At 71.6% G+C, this 14,697-nt stretch carries 12 protein-coding genes, 2 pseudogenes and 1 riboswitch; of the genes and pseudogenes, 8 read left to right on the top strand and 6 right to left on the bottom strand.

Features of this window, described 5'->3' with window-relative positions; genetic code table 11:
• Positions 1-3 precede the first annotated feature (3 nt).
• Positions 4-1,596: a malate synthase A gene (aceB, locus tag ACH427_RS08595; RefSeq protein WP_398868675.1), complete on the bottom strand. Its 1,593-nt coding sequence runs from the start codon at positions 1,594-1,596 to the stop codon at positions 4-6.
• A 162-nt stretch (positions 1,597-1,758) separates the two neighbouring features.
• Positions 1,759-3,039: an isocitrate lyase gene (gene aceA, locus ACH427_RS08590; protein ID WP_398868674.1), complete on the bottom strand. Its 1,281-nt coding sequence runs from the start codon at positions 3,037-3,039 to the stop codon at positions 1,759-1,761.
• Between the two features lie 379 nt (positions 3,040-3,418).
• On the opposite strand from aceA, the gene ACH427_RS08585 reads away from it, so the two are divergent.
• From ACH427_RS08585 to ACH427_RS08560, 6 genes are all read left to right on the top strand, one after another.
• The gene (locus ACH427_RS08585; protein ID WP_398868902.1) at positions 3,419-4,822 is read left to right on the top strand and encodes a short-chain fatty acyl-CoA regulator family protein; all 1,404 of its coding nucleotides are present in this window, start codon (positions 3,419-3,421) and stop codon (positions 4,820-4,822) included.
• 83 nt (positions 4,823-4,905) lie between these two features.
• Positions 4,906-5,084: riboswitch (cobalamin riboswitch) on the top strand.
• 230 nt (positions 5,085-5,314) lie between these two features.
• On the top strand, positions 5,315-6,814 hold the full coding sequence (locus ACH427_RS08580) for a CoA-acylating methylmalonate-semialdehyde dehydrogenase (protein WP_398868673.1): 1,500 nt from the start codon (positions 5,315-5,317) through the stop codon (positions 6,812-6,814).
• Positions 6,815-6,837: 23 nt separating this feature from the next.
• Entirely contained in the window at positions 6,838-7,986 is a 1,149-nt protein-coding gene (locus ACH427_RS08575; protein WP_398868901.1) for an acyl-CoA dehydrogenase family protein, read from the top strand.
• Positions 7,983-9,059 carry an enoyl-CoA hydratase/isomerase family protein gene (locus ACH427_RS08570; protein ID WP_398868672.1) on the top strand — a complete coding sequence of 359 codons (1,077 nt, stop codon included), beginning with the start codon at positions 7,983-7,985 and terminating at the stop codon, positions 9,057-9,059. The genes ACH427_RS08575 and ACH427_RS08570 overlap by 4 nt, the downstream gene beginning before the upstream one ends.
• Positions 9,056-10,003 carry a 3-hydroxyisobutyrate dehydrogenase gene (gene mmsB, locus ACH427_RS08565; protein ID WP_398868671.1) on the top strand — a complete coding sequence of 316 codons (948 nt, stop codon included), beginning with the start codon at positions 9,056-9,058 and terminating at the stop codon, positions 10,001-10,003. Before ACH427_RS08570 ends, mmsB begins: the two co-directional genes overlap by 4 nt.
• On the top strand, positions 10,000-10,791 hold the full coding sequence (locus ACH427_RS08560; protein WP_398868670.1) for an enoyl-CoA hydratase: 792 nt from the start codon (positions 10,000-10,002) through the stop codon (positions 10,789-10,791). The genes mmsB and ACH427_RS08560 overlap by 4 nt, the downstream gene beginning before the upstream one ends.
• A 99-nt stretch (positions 10,792-10,890) precedes the next feature.
• Here the strand turns inward: ACH427_RS08560 and ACH427_RS08555 are convergent.
• A pseudogene (locus ACH427_RS08555) lies at positions 10,891-11,052 on the bottom strand (IS630 family transposase); the annotation flags it as partial.
• A 110-nt stretch (positions 11,053-11,162) separates the two neighbouring features.
• Here ACH427_RS08555 and ACH427_RS08550 point away from each other — a divergent pair.
• Both ACH427_RS08550 and ACH427_RS08545 read left to right on the top strand, forming a co-directional pair.
• On the top strand, positions 11,163-12,263 hold the full coding sequence (locus tag ACH427_RS08550) for a bile acid:sodium symporter family protein (protein WP_398868669.1): 1,101 nt from the start codon (positions 11,163-11,165) through the stop codon (positions 12,261-12,263).
• Between the two features lie 39 nt (positions 12,264-12,302).
• Positions 12,303-12,581: pseudogene (locus ACH427_RS08545) on the top strand (transposase); the annotation flags it as partial.
• On the opposite strand, the gene ACH427_RS08540 reads toward ACH427_RS08545, so the two are convergent.
• The 3 genes from ACH427_RS08540 to ACH427_RS08530 form a co-directional block, all read right to left on the bottom strand.
• Positions 12,541-12,870, bottom strand: a complete 330-nt coding sequence (locus ACH427_RS08540) for a hypothetical protein (RefSeq protein WP_398868668.1) — start codon at positions 12,868-12,870, stop codon at positions 12,541-12,543. The pseudogene ACH427_RS08545 and the gene ACH427_RS08540 overlap by 41 nt on opposite strands.
• 158 nt (positions 12,871-13,028) lie before the next feature.
• Positions 13,029-13,568, bottom strand: a complete 540-nt coding sequence (locus ACH427_RS08535; protein ID WP_398868667.1) for an isoprenylcysteine carboxyl methyltransferase family protein — start codon at positions 13,566-13,568, stop codon at positions 13,029-13,031.
• A 49-nt stretch (positions 13,569-13,617) separates the two neighbouring features.
• Positions 13,618-14,682: a type III polyketide synthase gene (locus tag ACH427_RS08530; protein WP_398868900.1), complete on the bottom strand. Its 1,065-nt coding sequence runs from the start codon at positions 14,680-14,682 to the stop codon at positions 13,618-13,620.
• Positions 14,683-14,697 lie beyond the last annotated feature (15 nt).

Genomic DNA, 14,697 nt, shown 5'->3' with positions numbered 1-14,697 from the left:
CGTTCACGATCGCGCCTCCGTGTGCCGGACGAGGTATTGGGCATAGGCGTCGGCCGTGAAGAAAGCCGGCAGGTGCTTCCCCAGGGCGGTGCGTTCGAAGACGGCGCGGGCCCGTGCGGTGAGCGCGTCCGGCTGTTCGCCGGCCAGGGCGGCGGCCTCCTCGTCGAGGAGGGCGAGCACCGTATCGCGGTCCACGGCGCCGTGGCGGATCCACTGCCAGATCTGGCAGCGGGCGATCTCGGCGGTCGCGGCGTCCTCCATCAGTCCGTACAGGGCGACTGCTCCGCTGCCGCGCAGCCAGGCGTCGAAGTACCGCAGCACGACGGCGATGTTGGCGCGGACGCCCTCGCGCGTCGGTGGAGCGCTGATGCGGCGTACGGCGAGCAGGTCGGCGGCACTGACGTCGACGTCCTCCCGGGTGCGGTCGATCTGGTGCGGCCGGTCGCCCAGGACCGCGCCGAAGACATCGCGGCAGACGGGGACGAGGCCGGGGTGGGCGACCCAGGAGCCGTCGAAGCCGTCCTCGGCCTCGCGCTCCTTGTCCAGCCGCACCTTGGCGAGGGCCGCCTCGTTGGCCTCCACGTCCCGGCTCGGGACGTGGGCCGCCATCCCGCCGATCGCGTGGGCGCCCCGCCGGTGGCAGGTGCGCACGAGCAGCTCGGTGCAGGCCCGCATGAACGGGGCCGTCATGGTGACCTTCGCCCGGTCGGGAAGGACGAAGTCGGGGCGGTGGGCGAAGTTCTTGATCAGGCTGAAGAGGTAATCCCAGCGGCCCGCGTTGAGGCCGGCACTGTGCTCGCGAAGCTCGTAGAGGATCTCTTCCATCTCGACCGCCGCCGTGATCGTCTCGATCAGGACGGTGGCGCGAATCGTCCCGCGCGGAATGCCCAGCAGGTCCTGCGCGAGGATGAAGATGTCGTTCCACAGGCGGGCCTCGTAGCGGTTCTCCAGCTTGGGGAGGTAGAAGTACGGGCCGTGCCCGGTATCGATCTGCCGCCGGGCGCAGTGGAAGACGTACAGTCCGAAGTCCACGAGCGAGGCGGACACGGGACGGCCGTCGACGCTCAGGTGTTCCTCGGTGAGGTGCCAGCCCCGGGGGCGGACCATAATGGTCGCGGGCCGCTCGCCAAGGCGGTACTCCTTGCCCTCGGGGGTGGTGAAGTCGATGCGCCGCTCGATGGCGTCCAGCAGGTTCAGCTGGCCACCGATGACGTTGTCCCACGTGGGTGAGGTGGCGTCCTCGAAGTCGGCCATCCACACCTTCGCACCGGAGTTGAGGGCGTTGACGGTCATGCGCCGCTCGGGCGGCCCGGTGATCTCCACCCGGCGGTCGGCCAGGCCCGGCGCGGGCGGCGCGACGCGCCAGCCGGCATCGGCACGGACGGCCGAGGTGACGACGGGGAAGTCGAGGGACGCGCCGGAAGCGAGGAGGAGGGCCTGGCGGCGCCGCTCCTTGAGCACCTCGAGGCGCCGGCCCGCGAAGGCCGCGTCGAGCCGGCCGATAAAGTCCAGGGCCTCGGGGGTGAGGATCTCGTCGTGACGATCACCCGGCGCGCCGAGGACGTCGACACGACTGGTCAGTTCGGTGGTGGGCATGTGGTATCTCCATGAGCGGATTCAGGCGAGCGGCACGGGGCGGACGGGGACGGTCGTCCGCCCCTGACCGGGACGTGAACAGGCGTGCGCGAGCGCCGCGCGGTCGGTCCGACTCGGATCCGGACCGGAGGCACCGACCCGCGCACGCCCCTGGCCGGGCTCCTAGTGGAACTGCTCTTCCTCGGTGGAGCCCGTCAGCGCGGTGGTGGAGGAGGCGGGGTTGACGGCCGTGGAGACCAGGTCGAAGTAGCCGGTGCCGACCTCGCGCTGGTGCTTGACCGCGGTGAATCCGTGCTCCTGCGCGGCGAACTCGCGCTCCTGCAGGTCGACATAGGCGGTCATGCCGTGCTCGGCGTAGCCGCGGGCCAGGTCGAACATGCCGTGGTTGAGGGAGTGGAAGCCGGCCAGGGTGATGAACTGGAAGCGGTAGCCCATCGCCCCCAGCTCCCGCTGGAACTTGGCGATCTGGTCGTCGTCGAGGGCCGCCTTCCAGTTGAAGGAGGGCGAGCAGTTGTAGGCCAGCATCCGGTCCGGGTGCTCGGCATGGATCGCCTCGGCGAACTCCCGTGCCTGGGCCAGGTCCGGGGTGCCGGTCTCCACCCAGATGAGGTCGGCGTAGGGGGCGTAGGCCAGGCCGCGGGCGATGACGGGGGCCATGCCGTTCTCGACCCGGTAGAAGCCCTCGGCGGTGCGCTCCCCGGTGACGAAGCGGGCGTCGCGCTCGTCCACGTCGCTGGTCAGCAGGTTCGCGGCCAGCGCGTCGGTACGGGCCACGATGAGGGTGGGCACGTCCGCGATGTCGGCGGCGAGCCGGGCGGCGTTGAGGGTGCGGATGTGCTGGGCGGTGGGGACGAGCACCTTGCCGCCGAGGTGGCCGCACTTCTTCTCGGAGGCGAGCTGGTCCTCGTAGTGGATGCCGGCCGCACCGGCGGCGATCATCGCCTTGGTGAGTTCGAAGGCGTTGAGGGGCCCGCCGAAGCCGGCCTCGGCGTCGGCGACGATCGGGGCCAGCCAGTCGGTGGCGTCCGTGCCGCCCTCCGCGGTGGCGATCTGGTCGGCTCGCAGCAGGGCGTTGTTGATCCTGCGGACCACCTGCGGCACGGAGTTGACCGGGTAGAGGCTCTGGTCGGGGTAGGTGTGGCCGGCCTGGTTGGCGTCGGCGGCGACCTGCCAGCCGGAGAGGTAGATGGCCTGCAGTCCGGCCTTGACCATCTGCACGGCCTGGCCGCCGGTGAGTGCGCCGAGGGCGTGCACGTAGTCGCGCTCGTGCAGCTGCCGCCACAGGCGCTCGGCCCCGCGGCGGGCCAGGGTGTGCTCCTCGCGGACGCTGCCGGACAGCCGGATCACGTCCTCGGCGCCGTAGGTCCGCTCGATGCCCTTCCAGCGCGGGTCCGTCGCCCACCGCTCCGCCAGTGCTTCCGCCGCCGTCCGTGCCTGAGCCATGATCGTCTCCCGCTGTCGCGTTCCGTCAATTCTGCGAAGGGGAATCGCTCCCCTTCGGGTGCGGCCCGCCGTGCCCTCGACCATGCGCGAAGGCCGCGTGCTGATGGCGGTCGGGCTGCCGGAAGTGCCGGGATCTCCGACGTCAGGGCATGAATCAGGCCCGGTTCCGGTTCTCCGCCGTGGTTCCGGCGGGCCGCGTTACGACTCTGGCAGTGGCACTGAGTGCCATCAACCGTGGCTCTTTGCCAACTGTTGCAAATCTTTTCGGCGCGTTCTGCCAAGTCTGCGAAGGTTCGCTTCCGTGCCTCCCGTGCATAGACTCGCCGCCATACAGGACGTGAGCGAGCTTTGGATCCTCGACGGCGGACGGGAGACGGCGGTGAGCAAGACCTATGCCGGAGCCCGGCTGCGGAGGCTGCGGGAGGAGCGGCGGCTCAGTCAGGCCGAGTTCGCCCACGTCCTGGCCATCTCCCCCAGCTACCTCAATCAGATGGAGCACGACTCCCGGCCACTGACGGTCCCCGTACTGCTGCGCCTGACCGAGGCGTTCGGCGTGGAACCCGGGTTCTTCTCCGGGCTCGACACCACCCGGGTCCTGGCCGACCTTCGGGAGGCGCTGGCCGACGAGATCGCCGACGCCCGCATCTCGCCGGTTGACCTGTCAGAACTCGCCTCCCGCCTGCCGGCTGTCGCGGACGTCCTGCTCGATCTGAGCCGCCGCAACCAGACGTTGACCGAGCGCCTGGCCGAGGCCGCGGACAACCGGCGCGGCGCGGCGGCCCCGCCCGCGCCCCGGGCTCCGCACGAGGAGATCCGGGAGTTCTTCTACCGCCGCCGGAACTACCTCCACGACCTCGACCTGGCCGCCGAGAACCTGGCGACCGACCTCGGCATCCGCCCCGGCGGAGTCCTGACCGCGCTGTCCGCCCGGCTCACCGACAAGCACGCCGTGCGGCTCGCCACGGACTCCGACCAGTTGCACCACTACGACCCCTCGCGCCGGACCCTGCATCTGTCCAGCCGGCTGCGCCCCGGCCAGCGGGCCTTCCGGATGGCCACCCAACTGGCCCTGCTCGAACTCTCCCCGGAGCTCTCCGCGCTCGCCTCGGAGGACTACGACCAGACCTCCCCCACCTGGCGACTCGCACGCATCGGCATCGCGAACTACGTCGCCGCCGCGCTGATCCTCCCCTACCGCGCCTTCCACGCGGCGGCGGAGGAGATGCGCTACGACATCGAACGCCTCACCGACCACTTCGGGGTCGGCTACGAGACCGTCTGCCACCGCCTCAGCACCCTCCAGCGCCCTCACCTGCGCGGCGTGCCGTTCTCCTTCGTCCGCGTCGACCGCGCCGGCAACATGTCCAAGCGCCAGTCCGCCACCGGCTTCCACTTCTCCCGCGCCGGCGGCACCTGCCCCCTGTGGAACGTCTACGAGGCATTCACCACTCCCGGCCGCATCCAGGTGCAGATCGCGGCCATGCCCGACGGACAGCGCTACCTGTGGACCGCCCGCACCGTCACCCGGCAGCGCGGCGGCTGGGGCGAGCCGGGCAAGACGTACGCCATCGGACTGGGCTGCGAGATCCGGCACGCCGCCCGGCTCGTCTACTCCGACGGCCTCGACCTCGACAACGCCTCCGCCGCCACCCCCATCGGCATGGGCTGCCGCGTCTGCGAACGCCTCGAATGCCCGCAGCGGGCCGTACCGCCGCTGGGCCGGCCACTGGCCATCGACGAGAACAGCAGCACATTCGTGCCCTACCCCGTGGCCGAGCGGTAATACGGAGGGGGCGCACGGAACGACGGGCCTTGCCCATGCACAGGACGGCAGGGCGACGAGGCTGGACTTACTAGGACGTCCAACTATATCTTCGTGACCAAGGCCCGCGGTGCAGGGAAGCCGGTGTGAATCCGGCACGGTCCCGCCACTGTGACCGGGAAGTGTGCCGTCCAGAGCACGCCACTGACGCGACGCGTCGGGAAGGCGGGCGGCATGCGGTGATCCGGGAGTCAGGATACCGGCCGCGGGGTGTTCCGTGTTGTCCACGAGGATGGAGCAGACACGCATGGCACCGGTCCGTACCCACGACCCTGGTGATCCGGCGGGGCACGCACGCATGTCCGCTTACGCGTAACGCGTTCTCGTGACGCTCCGACGGCTTTCGAGCCTTCGCGTCCCACGGCAGCCGCACGCGACGCACCTCACCCGGTGCCGTCGCCGGCCGGCCGTGCCATCCCCGGATCTCATCCGACCTGACGAGAGCAGGCTTCCATGGTCCGCGAACTGACACACTTCATCGCCGGCAAGCACACCCCGGGGGCGTCGGGGCTCTTCACCGACGTGTACGACCCCAACACCGGCGCCGTACAGGCCCGGGTGCCCCTGGCCGGGCGCGAGGACACCGCGGCCGCGATCGCCGACGCGGCGGCCGCGCAGCCGGAGTGGGGCGAGTGGAACCCGCAGCGCCGCGCCCGCGTCCTGCTGAGGTTCCTGCAGCTGATCGAGGGCGAACGGGAGGCGCTCGCCCGCCTGTTGTCCGCCGAGCACGGCAAGACGATCGCCGACGCCCACGGCGACATCCAGCGCGGCCTGGAGGTCGTCGAGTTCGCCGCGGGCATCCCGCACCTGCTCAAGGGCGAGTTCACGGACAACGCGGGCACCGGCATCGACGTCCACTCGCTGCGCGGCCCCCTCGGCGTCACCGCCGGGATCACCCCCTTCAACTTCCCCGCGATGATCCCGCTGTGGAAGGCCGCGCCCGCGATCGCCTGCGGGAACACGTTCGTCCTCAAGCCCTCCGAGCGCGCCCCGTCCGTGCCGCTGCGGCTCGCGGAGCTCTTCCTCGAGGCGGGGCTGCCCCCGGGCGTGCTCAACGTGGTCAACGGTGGCAAGGAAGCCGTCGACACCCTGCTGGAGGACCCCAGGGTCCAGGCGATCGGCTTCGTCGGATCCACCCCGGTCGCGGCGCACATCTACGCCACCGCCGCCGCCCACGGCAAGCGCGCCCAGTGCTTCGGCGGCGCCAAGAACCACATGGTCATCATGCCGGACGCCGACCTCGACCAGGCCGCGGACGCCCTGATCGGCGCCGGGTACGGGTCGGCGGGCGAGCGCTGCATGGCGATCTCCGTCGCCGTCCCCGTCGGCGAGGAGACCGCCGACGCCCTGGTCGCCAAGCTCAAGGAGCGCATCGGCGCGCTGCGCATCGGCCGCTCCGACGACCCGGACGCCGACTTCGGCCCGCTGGTGAGCCGGGACGCGCTCGACCGCGTGCGCCGCTACGTGGACATCGGCACCACGGAGGGCGCCGAACTGGTCGTCGACGGGCGCGACTTCGTCCTCCCGGGCCACGAGAACGGCTTCTTCGCCGGGGCCACGCTCTTCGACCGCGTCTCCACCGGCATGCGCGTCTACCGGGAGGAGATCTTCGGCCCGGTCCTCTGCGTCGTCCGCGCCGCCGACTACGAGGAGGCCCTGCGGCTGCCCAGCGAGCACCCGTACGGCAACGGCGTGTCCCTCTTCACCCGGGACGGGGACACCGCCCGCGACTTCACCCGGCGGGTGAACACCGGCATGGTCGGCGTCAACGTGCCCATCCCCGTACCGGTGGCTTACCACACCTTCGGCGGCTGGAAGCGCTCCGGCTTCGGCGACCTCAACCAGCACGGCCCGGACGCGATCCGCTTCTACACCCGTACGAAGACCGTCACCTCGCGCTGGCCCTCCGGGGTCAAGGAGGGCGCGAGCTTCACCATCCCCACGATGCGGTGACGACGGTGACGACGACACTGACCATGACCGGCACCATGCTCTCCGAGGAGCAGCTGGCAATCGCCGAGACGACGCTGGACTTCGCCGAGGAACACCTCGCCCCGCACGCCGTCGCCTGGGACCGGGACAAGCACTTCCCCGTCGACGTCCTGCGCAAGGGCGCGGGCCTCGGACTGGGCGGCGTCTACGTCCGCGAGTCCTCCGGCGGCTCCGGCCTGACCCGCTCCGACGGCGTCGTGGTCTTCGAGACCCTGGCGACCGGCTGCCCATCCATCGCCGGCTACCTCTCCATCCACAACATGGTCGCCTGGATGATCGACCGCTACGGCGACGAGGCCCAGCGCGCCCGCCTGCTCCCGGCCCTGTGCTCCATGGACTTCCTGGGCAGTTACTGCCTCACCGAACCGGGCACGGGGTCCGACGCGGCCGCGCTGCGCACGCGCGCCGAGCGCGACGGCGACCACTACGTCCTCACGGGCGTCAAGCAGTTCATTTCCGGCGCGGGCACCTCGCACGTCTACATCGTGATGGCCCGCACCGGCGAGCCGGGCCCCAGGGGTGTCACGGCCTTCATCGTCGAACGTGACGACCCCGGGCTGTCCTTCGGGCCGGACGAGAGGAAGATGGGCTGGAACGCCCAGCCCACCCGCCAGGTCGTCCTCGACGGCGTGCGCATCCCGGCCGACCGCCGGCTCGGCGCCGAAGGCGACGGCTTCCGCATCGCCATGCACGGCCTGAACGGCGGCCGGCTCGGCATCGCCGCCTGCTCCCTCGGCGGGGCGCAGAGCGCGCTCCACCGCAGCCTGGCATACCTCGCGGACCGTGAGGCGTTCGGAGCGCCGCTGCTCGACGCGCAGGCCCTGCGGTTCAGGCTCGCCGACATGGCGACCGAGCTGACGGCCGCCAGGGCGCTCGTCCGCCAGGCGGCGGACGCCCTGGACCGGGGGCTCCCGCAGGCCGCACAGCTGTGCGCGATGGCGAAGCGGTTCGCCACCGACACCGGCTACTCGGTGGCCGACAACGCCCTCCAGTTGCACGGCGGCTACGGGTACCTCAGCGAATACGGCATCGAGAAGATCGTCCGTGATCTCAGGGTGCACCGGATCCTGGAAGGAACGAACGAGATCATGCGCCTCATCGTGGTCCGCGGACTCACGGAGGCCGTGCGATGACGACGGACGGCACCGACAGCGTCCTGCTGCGCACCGAGGGACGCGCGGCGTACCTCACCCTCAACCGCCCCAAGGCCCTCAACGCCCTCACCCACGCCATGGTGTGCCGCATCGACGAGGCCCTGGCCGAGTGGGCGAAGGACCCCGCTGTCGAGACGGTGGTCGTCACGGGCGCGGGCGAGCGGGGACTGTGCGCCGGCGGCGACATCCGGTCCATCTACGAGGACGCGCGCACCGGAGGGTCGGCGTCGGCGGACTTCTGGCGGGACGAGTACCGGCTCAACGCCCTGATCGCCCGCTACCCCAAGCCGTACGTGGCCGTCATGGACGGCATCGTCATGGGCGGCGGCGTCGGCGTCTCCGCGCACGGCAGCGTGCGGATCGTCACCGAGCGCTCGCGCGTGGCCATGCCCGAGACGGGCATCGGCTTCGTCCCCGACGTCGGCGGCACGTACCTGCTCGGGCTGGCCCCCGGCGAGCTGGGCACCCATCTGGCCCTGACCGGTGCGGTGGTGGGTGCCGCGGACGCCCTGCTGTGCGGGCTCGCGGACCACTACGTCCCGTCGGCGCTGCTGCCCGAGCTGGTCGCCGGCCTGGCGCAGGCGTCCGTGCACGACGTCCTCGCCGCGCACGTCCGTCAGGCGCCGCCCGGCGTACTGGACGCCCAGAGGGAGTGGATCGACCACTGCTACGCCGCCTCCACGGTGGAGGAGATCGTGGACCGGCTGCAGGGCAGCGGCGCCCCCGCCGCGCGGGAGGCCGCCGGCACGCTCATCGCCAAGTCGCCCACCGCGCTGAAGGTCACCCTGGCCGCCTTGCGCCGTGCCCGGGAGCTCGGGCCCCTGGAGCGGGCCCTGGAGCAGGAGTACCGCGTCTCCTGTGCCGCGCTGGCCTCGCCGGACCTCGTCGAGGGCATCCGGGCCCAGGTCATCGACAAGGACCGCGCCCCCCGGTGGTCCCCCGCCACGCTCACCGAGGTCACCGGCTCAAACGTGGCCCGCTACTTCGCACCGCTCGGCGAGCGCGAGCTCCGCCTCGCCGCCACCGATTCCCCGCAGGAGGTGCCCTGGTGACCAGCGTCATCGCGTTCGTCGGGCTCGGCCACATGGGCGGCCCCATGGCCGCGAACCTCGTCAAGGCCGGACATCGCGTCACCGGCTACGACCTGTTGCCCGAACTGCTGGCCTCCGCCGGGCGATCGGGCGTCCGGGCAGCCGCTTCGGCAGCCGAGGCAGCCGCCGGGGCGGATGTGGTGATCACCATGCTGCCCGCCGGACGGCACGTCCTCGCCCTCTACCAGGACGAGGGCCTGCTCGCCGCGGCCAAGCCGGGAACCCTGTTCATCGACTGCTCCACGATCGACGTCGCCGACGCCCGGGCGGCCCACGAGGCCGCGCGCGCCGCCGGCCACCGGGCGCTCGATGCCCCGGTCTCCGGCGGGGTGATGGGCGCCGAGGCCGCCACACTCACCTTCATGACCGGCGGAGACGCCGACGACTTCACCCGCGCCGAGCCCCTGCTGTCCGCCATGGGGAAGAAGGCCGTGCACTGCGGAGCCGCCGGGTCCGGGCAGGCCGCCAAGATCTGCAACAACATGATCCTCGGGATCTCGATGATCGCCGTCAGCGAGGCGTTCGTGCTCGGCGAGCGCCTGGGCCTGACCCATCAGGCGCTCTTCGACGTCGCGTCCACCGCCTCCGGCCAGTGCTGGGCCCTGACCACCAACTGCCCCGTACCCGGCCCCGTCCCGGGCAGCCCCGCCAACCGCGACTACGCCCCCGGCTTCGCGGCGCCCCTGATGGCCAAGGACCTCGGCCTCGCGGCGAACGCCGCCCGGGCCGGCGGCGTCGACGCCGAACTCGGGCTGAGCGCGGCGCGGATGTACGCCGCGTTCGCCGGGGGTGAGGGAGCCGACCGGGACTTCTCCGGCATCGTACGAGCCATCCGGCAGCGGTCCGCAAGGCCGACCGGCCAGGCCACCACAGAGCCCACCGACGAGAACGGAACCCCGGAATGACCGACACCACCGGCCACGACTACGAGACCATCCTGGTCGAGCGCAAGGGCCGCACCGCCCTCCTCACCCTCAACCGTCCCAAGGCCCTCAACGCCCTCAATCTGCAGGTGATGAACGAGGTCGTGGCCGCGGCCGAGGCCCTCGACCGCGACCCGGACGTGGGCTGCATCGTCCTCACCGGCTCCGAGAAGGCATTCGCCGCGGGCGCCGACATCAAGGAGATGCGCCCGCGGAGCTACATGGACATGTACCTCAGCGACTGGTTCACCGCCTGGGACCGGCTCGCGCAGCTCCGTACCCCCACCGTCGCAGCCGTGTCCGGCTACGCCCTCGGCGGCGGCTGCGAGCTGGCGATGCTCTGCGACATCCTGCTCGCCGCCGACACCGCCGTGTTCGGCCAGCCGGAGATCAAGCTCGGCGTCGTCCCGGGCATCGGCGGCTCGCAGCGCCTGACCCGCGCCGTCGGCAAGGCCAAGGCCATGGAGCTGTGCCTGACCGGCCGCACCATGGACGCCGCCGAGGCCGAGCGCGCCGGCCTCGTGTCGAGGATCGTGCCCGCCGACAAGCTCCTCCCCGAGGCGCTGGCGGTCGCCGAGACCGTGGCGGGCATGTCGGCCCCCATCGCGATGATGGCCAAGGAAGCCGTCAACCGCGCCTTCGAGACCACCCTCGCCGAGGGCGTGCGTTTCGAACGCCGTCTCTTCCACGCGGCCTTCGCGACCGCGGATCAGAAGGAGGGCATGGCGGCCTTCGTGGAGAAGCGCCCGCCCGAGTTCACCCACCGGTAGTCCTGGGCGGCACGGCTGCTCGGCGCCCGGTTCGTGAGGAGCGGCGCCGAGCGCTGACGGCGCCACCGCCGCGGCGATCAGCGGCGGAGCTTCTTGTTGCAGGACGGGCCGGGACCGGTCCAGGGCCTGGAACCGTGACTTCTCATCAGCACGGAGAACCAGGGCCCGTCCGGGCGGATCGAGGCGGAGCCCGACCACGTCGTGGACCTTGTCGATGAGGAACGGGTCGGTGGACAGCTCGAACGTCTCAGCCCGGTGCGGCGGCGGCCCGAAAGCCCGCCGGATCCGGGCTGTCCGGACCAGGCCGGGACAGCACCCGCCCGGCCCCGACGGCCACGGCGTCGCGCTCGGTTTCCGCTACGCTCCGCTGCGTGATTATCGGCGTGGTGGCGTTGGTGCAGCGGTGGCTGCTCGGGATGATGCTGGCCTGCTATCTGCTGGCCGGGGTGGTCCCCGGGCCCGGGGAGTGGCTGCGGGGACTGACGCTACGGCTTCCGGTCGGCGGAGCTTCGGTGACCCTGCCGATGGTGCTGCTGGCCGTGATGCTGGTGAATGCCGGACTCGGGGTGCGGATCGCCGACCTGGGCCGGGCGGTGCGGCGGCCGCTGCGGCTGGCGCTCGGCATTGCCGCGAACGCGTTGCTGCCCACGATCCTGCTCCCGGTGGTCGCGCTCTGCCTGCACTCCTGGCCCGATCCCGCCGAGGTGGAGGCCCTGCTGGTGGGTCTGATGCTGGTGCTGGCGATGCCGATCGCGGGCGGAGCCGCGTCCTGGGGGCAGAACGCCGGCGGCAATGTCCCGCTGGCCGTGGCGATGGTGGTCGGCTCGACGGTGCTCAGCCCGTTCACCGTTCCCCTCGGCCTGCGGCTGACCGGCCGCCTCGTCGGCCCGGGCGGCACCGGAGCCCTGGACGACACGGCCCGGCTGGACGGGCTCGCCGGATCGGGGGTCGGCGTCTTCGCGCTGGCTTCTGTCGTGCTGCCGTCCCTGATCGGCATCGCGCTGCGGGCCCTGCTCGGCGAGCACCGGATCGTCCGGGTACTGCCGCCGGTCAAGGCGGTCAACCTGCTGAATATCCTGTTGCTCTGCTACGTCAACGCGGCGGGTGCCCTCGGCCGGGCGGTGTCCCACCCGGACCCGGACCTCTTCGTGCTGGCCCTTGGTGTGTCCGGCGCGGTGTGCTGTCTTTCCTTCCTGCTCGGCCGGTGGATGTCCCGGTGGGCCCGGTGTGACGGTCCGGACGAGGTCTCGCTCACCTTCGCCACCGGGATGAACAACAGCAGCGCGGCGGCGGTGCTGGCCGCGGTCTGGTTCTCGCACCGCCCCGAGGTGCTGTTGCCGATCCTGTCCTACAGCCTCCTGCAGAAGATCGTGGCCGGAACGGTGGCCGGCCGTCCGGGTCGTGACGGCCGTTCCGGTGAGCGTTCCGGCCCGACGCCCCGGGCCCGACCGGCTAGGGCGTCCACCAAGTGACCGTCCGCACCAACGGACTTGCGGTCGACCGCCTGCGTCGTGGACGGCGGGAAAAACGTGGCGGGCCGGAAGCGGCACGTGGCGGTGGACTGCCTCGGCCTGGTCCTGGCGGTGCTGGTGACCGCTGCGAGCGTGCAGGACCGCCACGCCGCGGTACCCCTGCTCGAGCAGCTGCGGGAGCGGTACTTCTCCATCCGCCTGGTCTGGGCGGACTCCGGCTACGCGGGCCGCCTGGACGGCTGGGCCGCCGAGAAGCTCCGCCTCACCCTTGAGACCGTCAGACGCTCCGACGACACCACGGGCCTCGTGGTGCTGCCGCGCAGGCGGGTCGTGGAGAGAACGCTGAGCTGGCTGGCGCGCTCGCGCCGCCTGGTGCGCGATGCGGCACGGTCGAACGCGCCACCGCCGCCTGGGCCTGGCCCGTCTCCCCGGCAGGCGGCCCGGCCAGCACCTCGGCGACCGTCTCGCGCGTATCGGCCAGCCTCGGAAACGCACGTTCCGCAGCGTCGAGTGCGGCCTGGACCCGCTCGGCCTCCTCGCGCAGCCGGGCCACCTCTTCACGGACCTTCATCTGCCGGGCCTCCAGCAGACCGAGTACCGACGGCATCAGCCACCTTCATGAACGTGACGCGAGCAGACGAACGCCCGAACTCTGCCACCTTGACTCGGAGTTCATGCCTGAGCAGCAGAAACCCCACGATCACCTTCGGAATGCGGATGGCTTCTCAGACCTCAGCAGCCCTTGATCGCAGCCACATACGCGCCCTAGGACGCGAGCCCCAGCGCCCTGTTCTCCACCCGCAGCCGTACGGCCAGCAGCGCTGCGTTGGCGGTGGTGAAGAGGAGCGCGGTCAGCCAGGCGTTGTAGACCAGGGGCAGGGCCAAGCCCTCGGTCACGACGATGACGTAGTTCGGGTGGCGGAGCCAGCGGTAGGGGCCTCGGGTCTCCAGGGGCATGCCCGGGACCACGATCACACGCGTGTTCCAGCGCGGGCCGAGCGACCGCACGCACCACCACCGGGCCACCTGGACCAGGGAGGTGACGGCCAGGGCCGGCCAGCCGACCGCCGGTACGAACTGCCGGTGGGCCGCCGCGACCTCGGCCAGGATGCCGACGAGCAGGCCGACGTGGAGGACGACCATGACCGGATAGTGCCGGCGGCCGTACTCCACCCCGCCGTTGGCGGCGGCCCAGCGCGCGTGCCGCTGTGCCACGAGGAGTTCGAAGCCGCGCTCCACGGTGATCAAGGCGATGAGTGCCAGCAACCCGGCGGGGAGCTGGCCCGATCCCAGGACCGTCACCATGCCATTCCTTTCGATTCCTTGCGTCGGGAGGGGGCGGGGCAGCCGCGGTTCACCAGCGGACCAGGGCGAGTTCGATGGCGAACCCCGGACCCATGGCCGCGACGAGCCCGGGCGTACCGGGCCGTGGAGGTGTCCGCATCGTCGTGTGCAGGACGTCCAGGACGGAGACGGACGAGAGGTTGCCCCGTTCCGACAGGGACCGGCGCGTGGGCTCCAGAGCCGCGGGCGGCAGATCGAAGGACTTCTCCACGGCGGTGAGGACCTTCGGGCCGCCACCGTGGACGATCCAGCTTCCGACCTGGCCCGGCAGCAGGTCGTACGCGCCGAGGAAGTCGTGGACGGCCTTGGGCAGATGCTCCTCGGTGAGCGTGGGCACCTCGGGGGCGAGAAGGATCCTGAAGCCGTGGGATCCGATGTCCCAGCCGAGCACTTCCTCGCTGTCGGGGACCAGCCGGCTGCGGGAATCCACGAGCTGAGGGCCCGCCGCTTCGGCTTCGGCACGCCGGTGTCCGCCGACGGCCACGACCGCGGCCGCACCGTCCCCGAAGAGGCTGCCTGCGACGATGTTCGCCATCGAGGTGTCCTGCATCTGATACGCCAGCGAGCACAGTTCCACCGCCAGAAGGACGGCCACATGGTCCGGGTGGGCCCGGAGGTAGTCGTTCAGCCGGGCGAGTCCGGCGGCTCCTCCCGCGCAGCCGTACCCGAACAGGGGAATGCGTGTGACATCCGGCCGCAGGCCCACCCGGTGGGCCAGGCGGGCCTCCAGCGAAGGCACGGCGAGGCCCGTCACGGTGGTGCTGATCACCGCGTCGACCTCGCCCGGCTCCACCCCGGCCGCCCGCAGGGCGCCGATGAGCGCGCGTTCCCCGAGTTCCAGGGCGGTGTCGAGCCACAAGCGGTTGTTCTCGGTGAAGTCGTCGAGCTCGATGAGCCGCTCCAGCGGCAGGGCGAAGTGCCGTGTGGCCACCCCGGCGTTGGCCTGGATCTTGCGCAGCATCAAGATCCCCGTTTGGGATTCCATCAGTGTGGTGCGCGCCAGGGCGGCCATGATGTCCTCCTGGCGATACCGATGGGGTGGTACGGCCGTCTCGATCGCAGTCACCCGGGGCAAGGGTTCGTCCGGGCC

The sequence above is a fragment of the Streptomyces sp. NPDC020379 genome (assembly GCF_044387105.1).
Classification (GTDB): Bacteria; Actinomycetota; Actinomycetes; order Streptomycetales; family Streptomycetaceae; genus Streptomyces.
The sequence above is the reverse complement of the archived record's forward strand: the minus strand, read 5'-3'. Positions and strand labels throughout refer to the sequence as shown.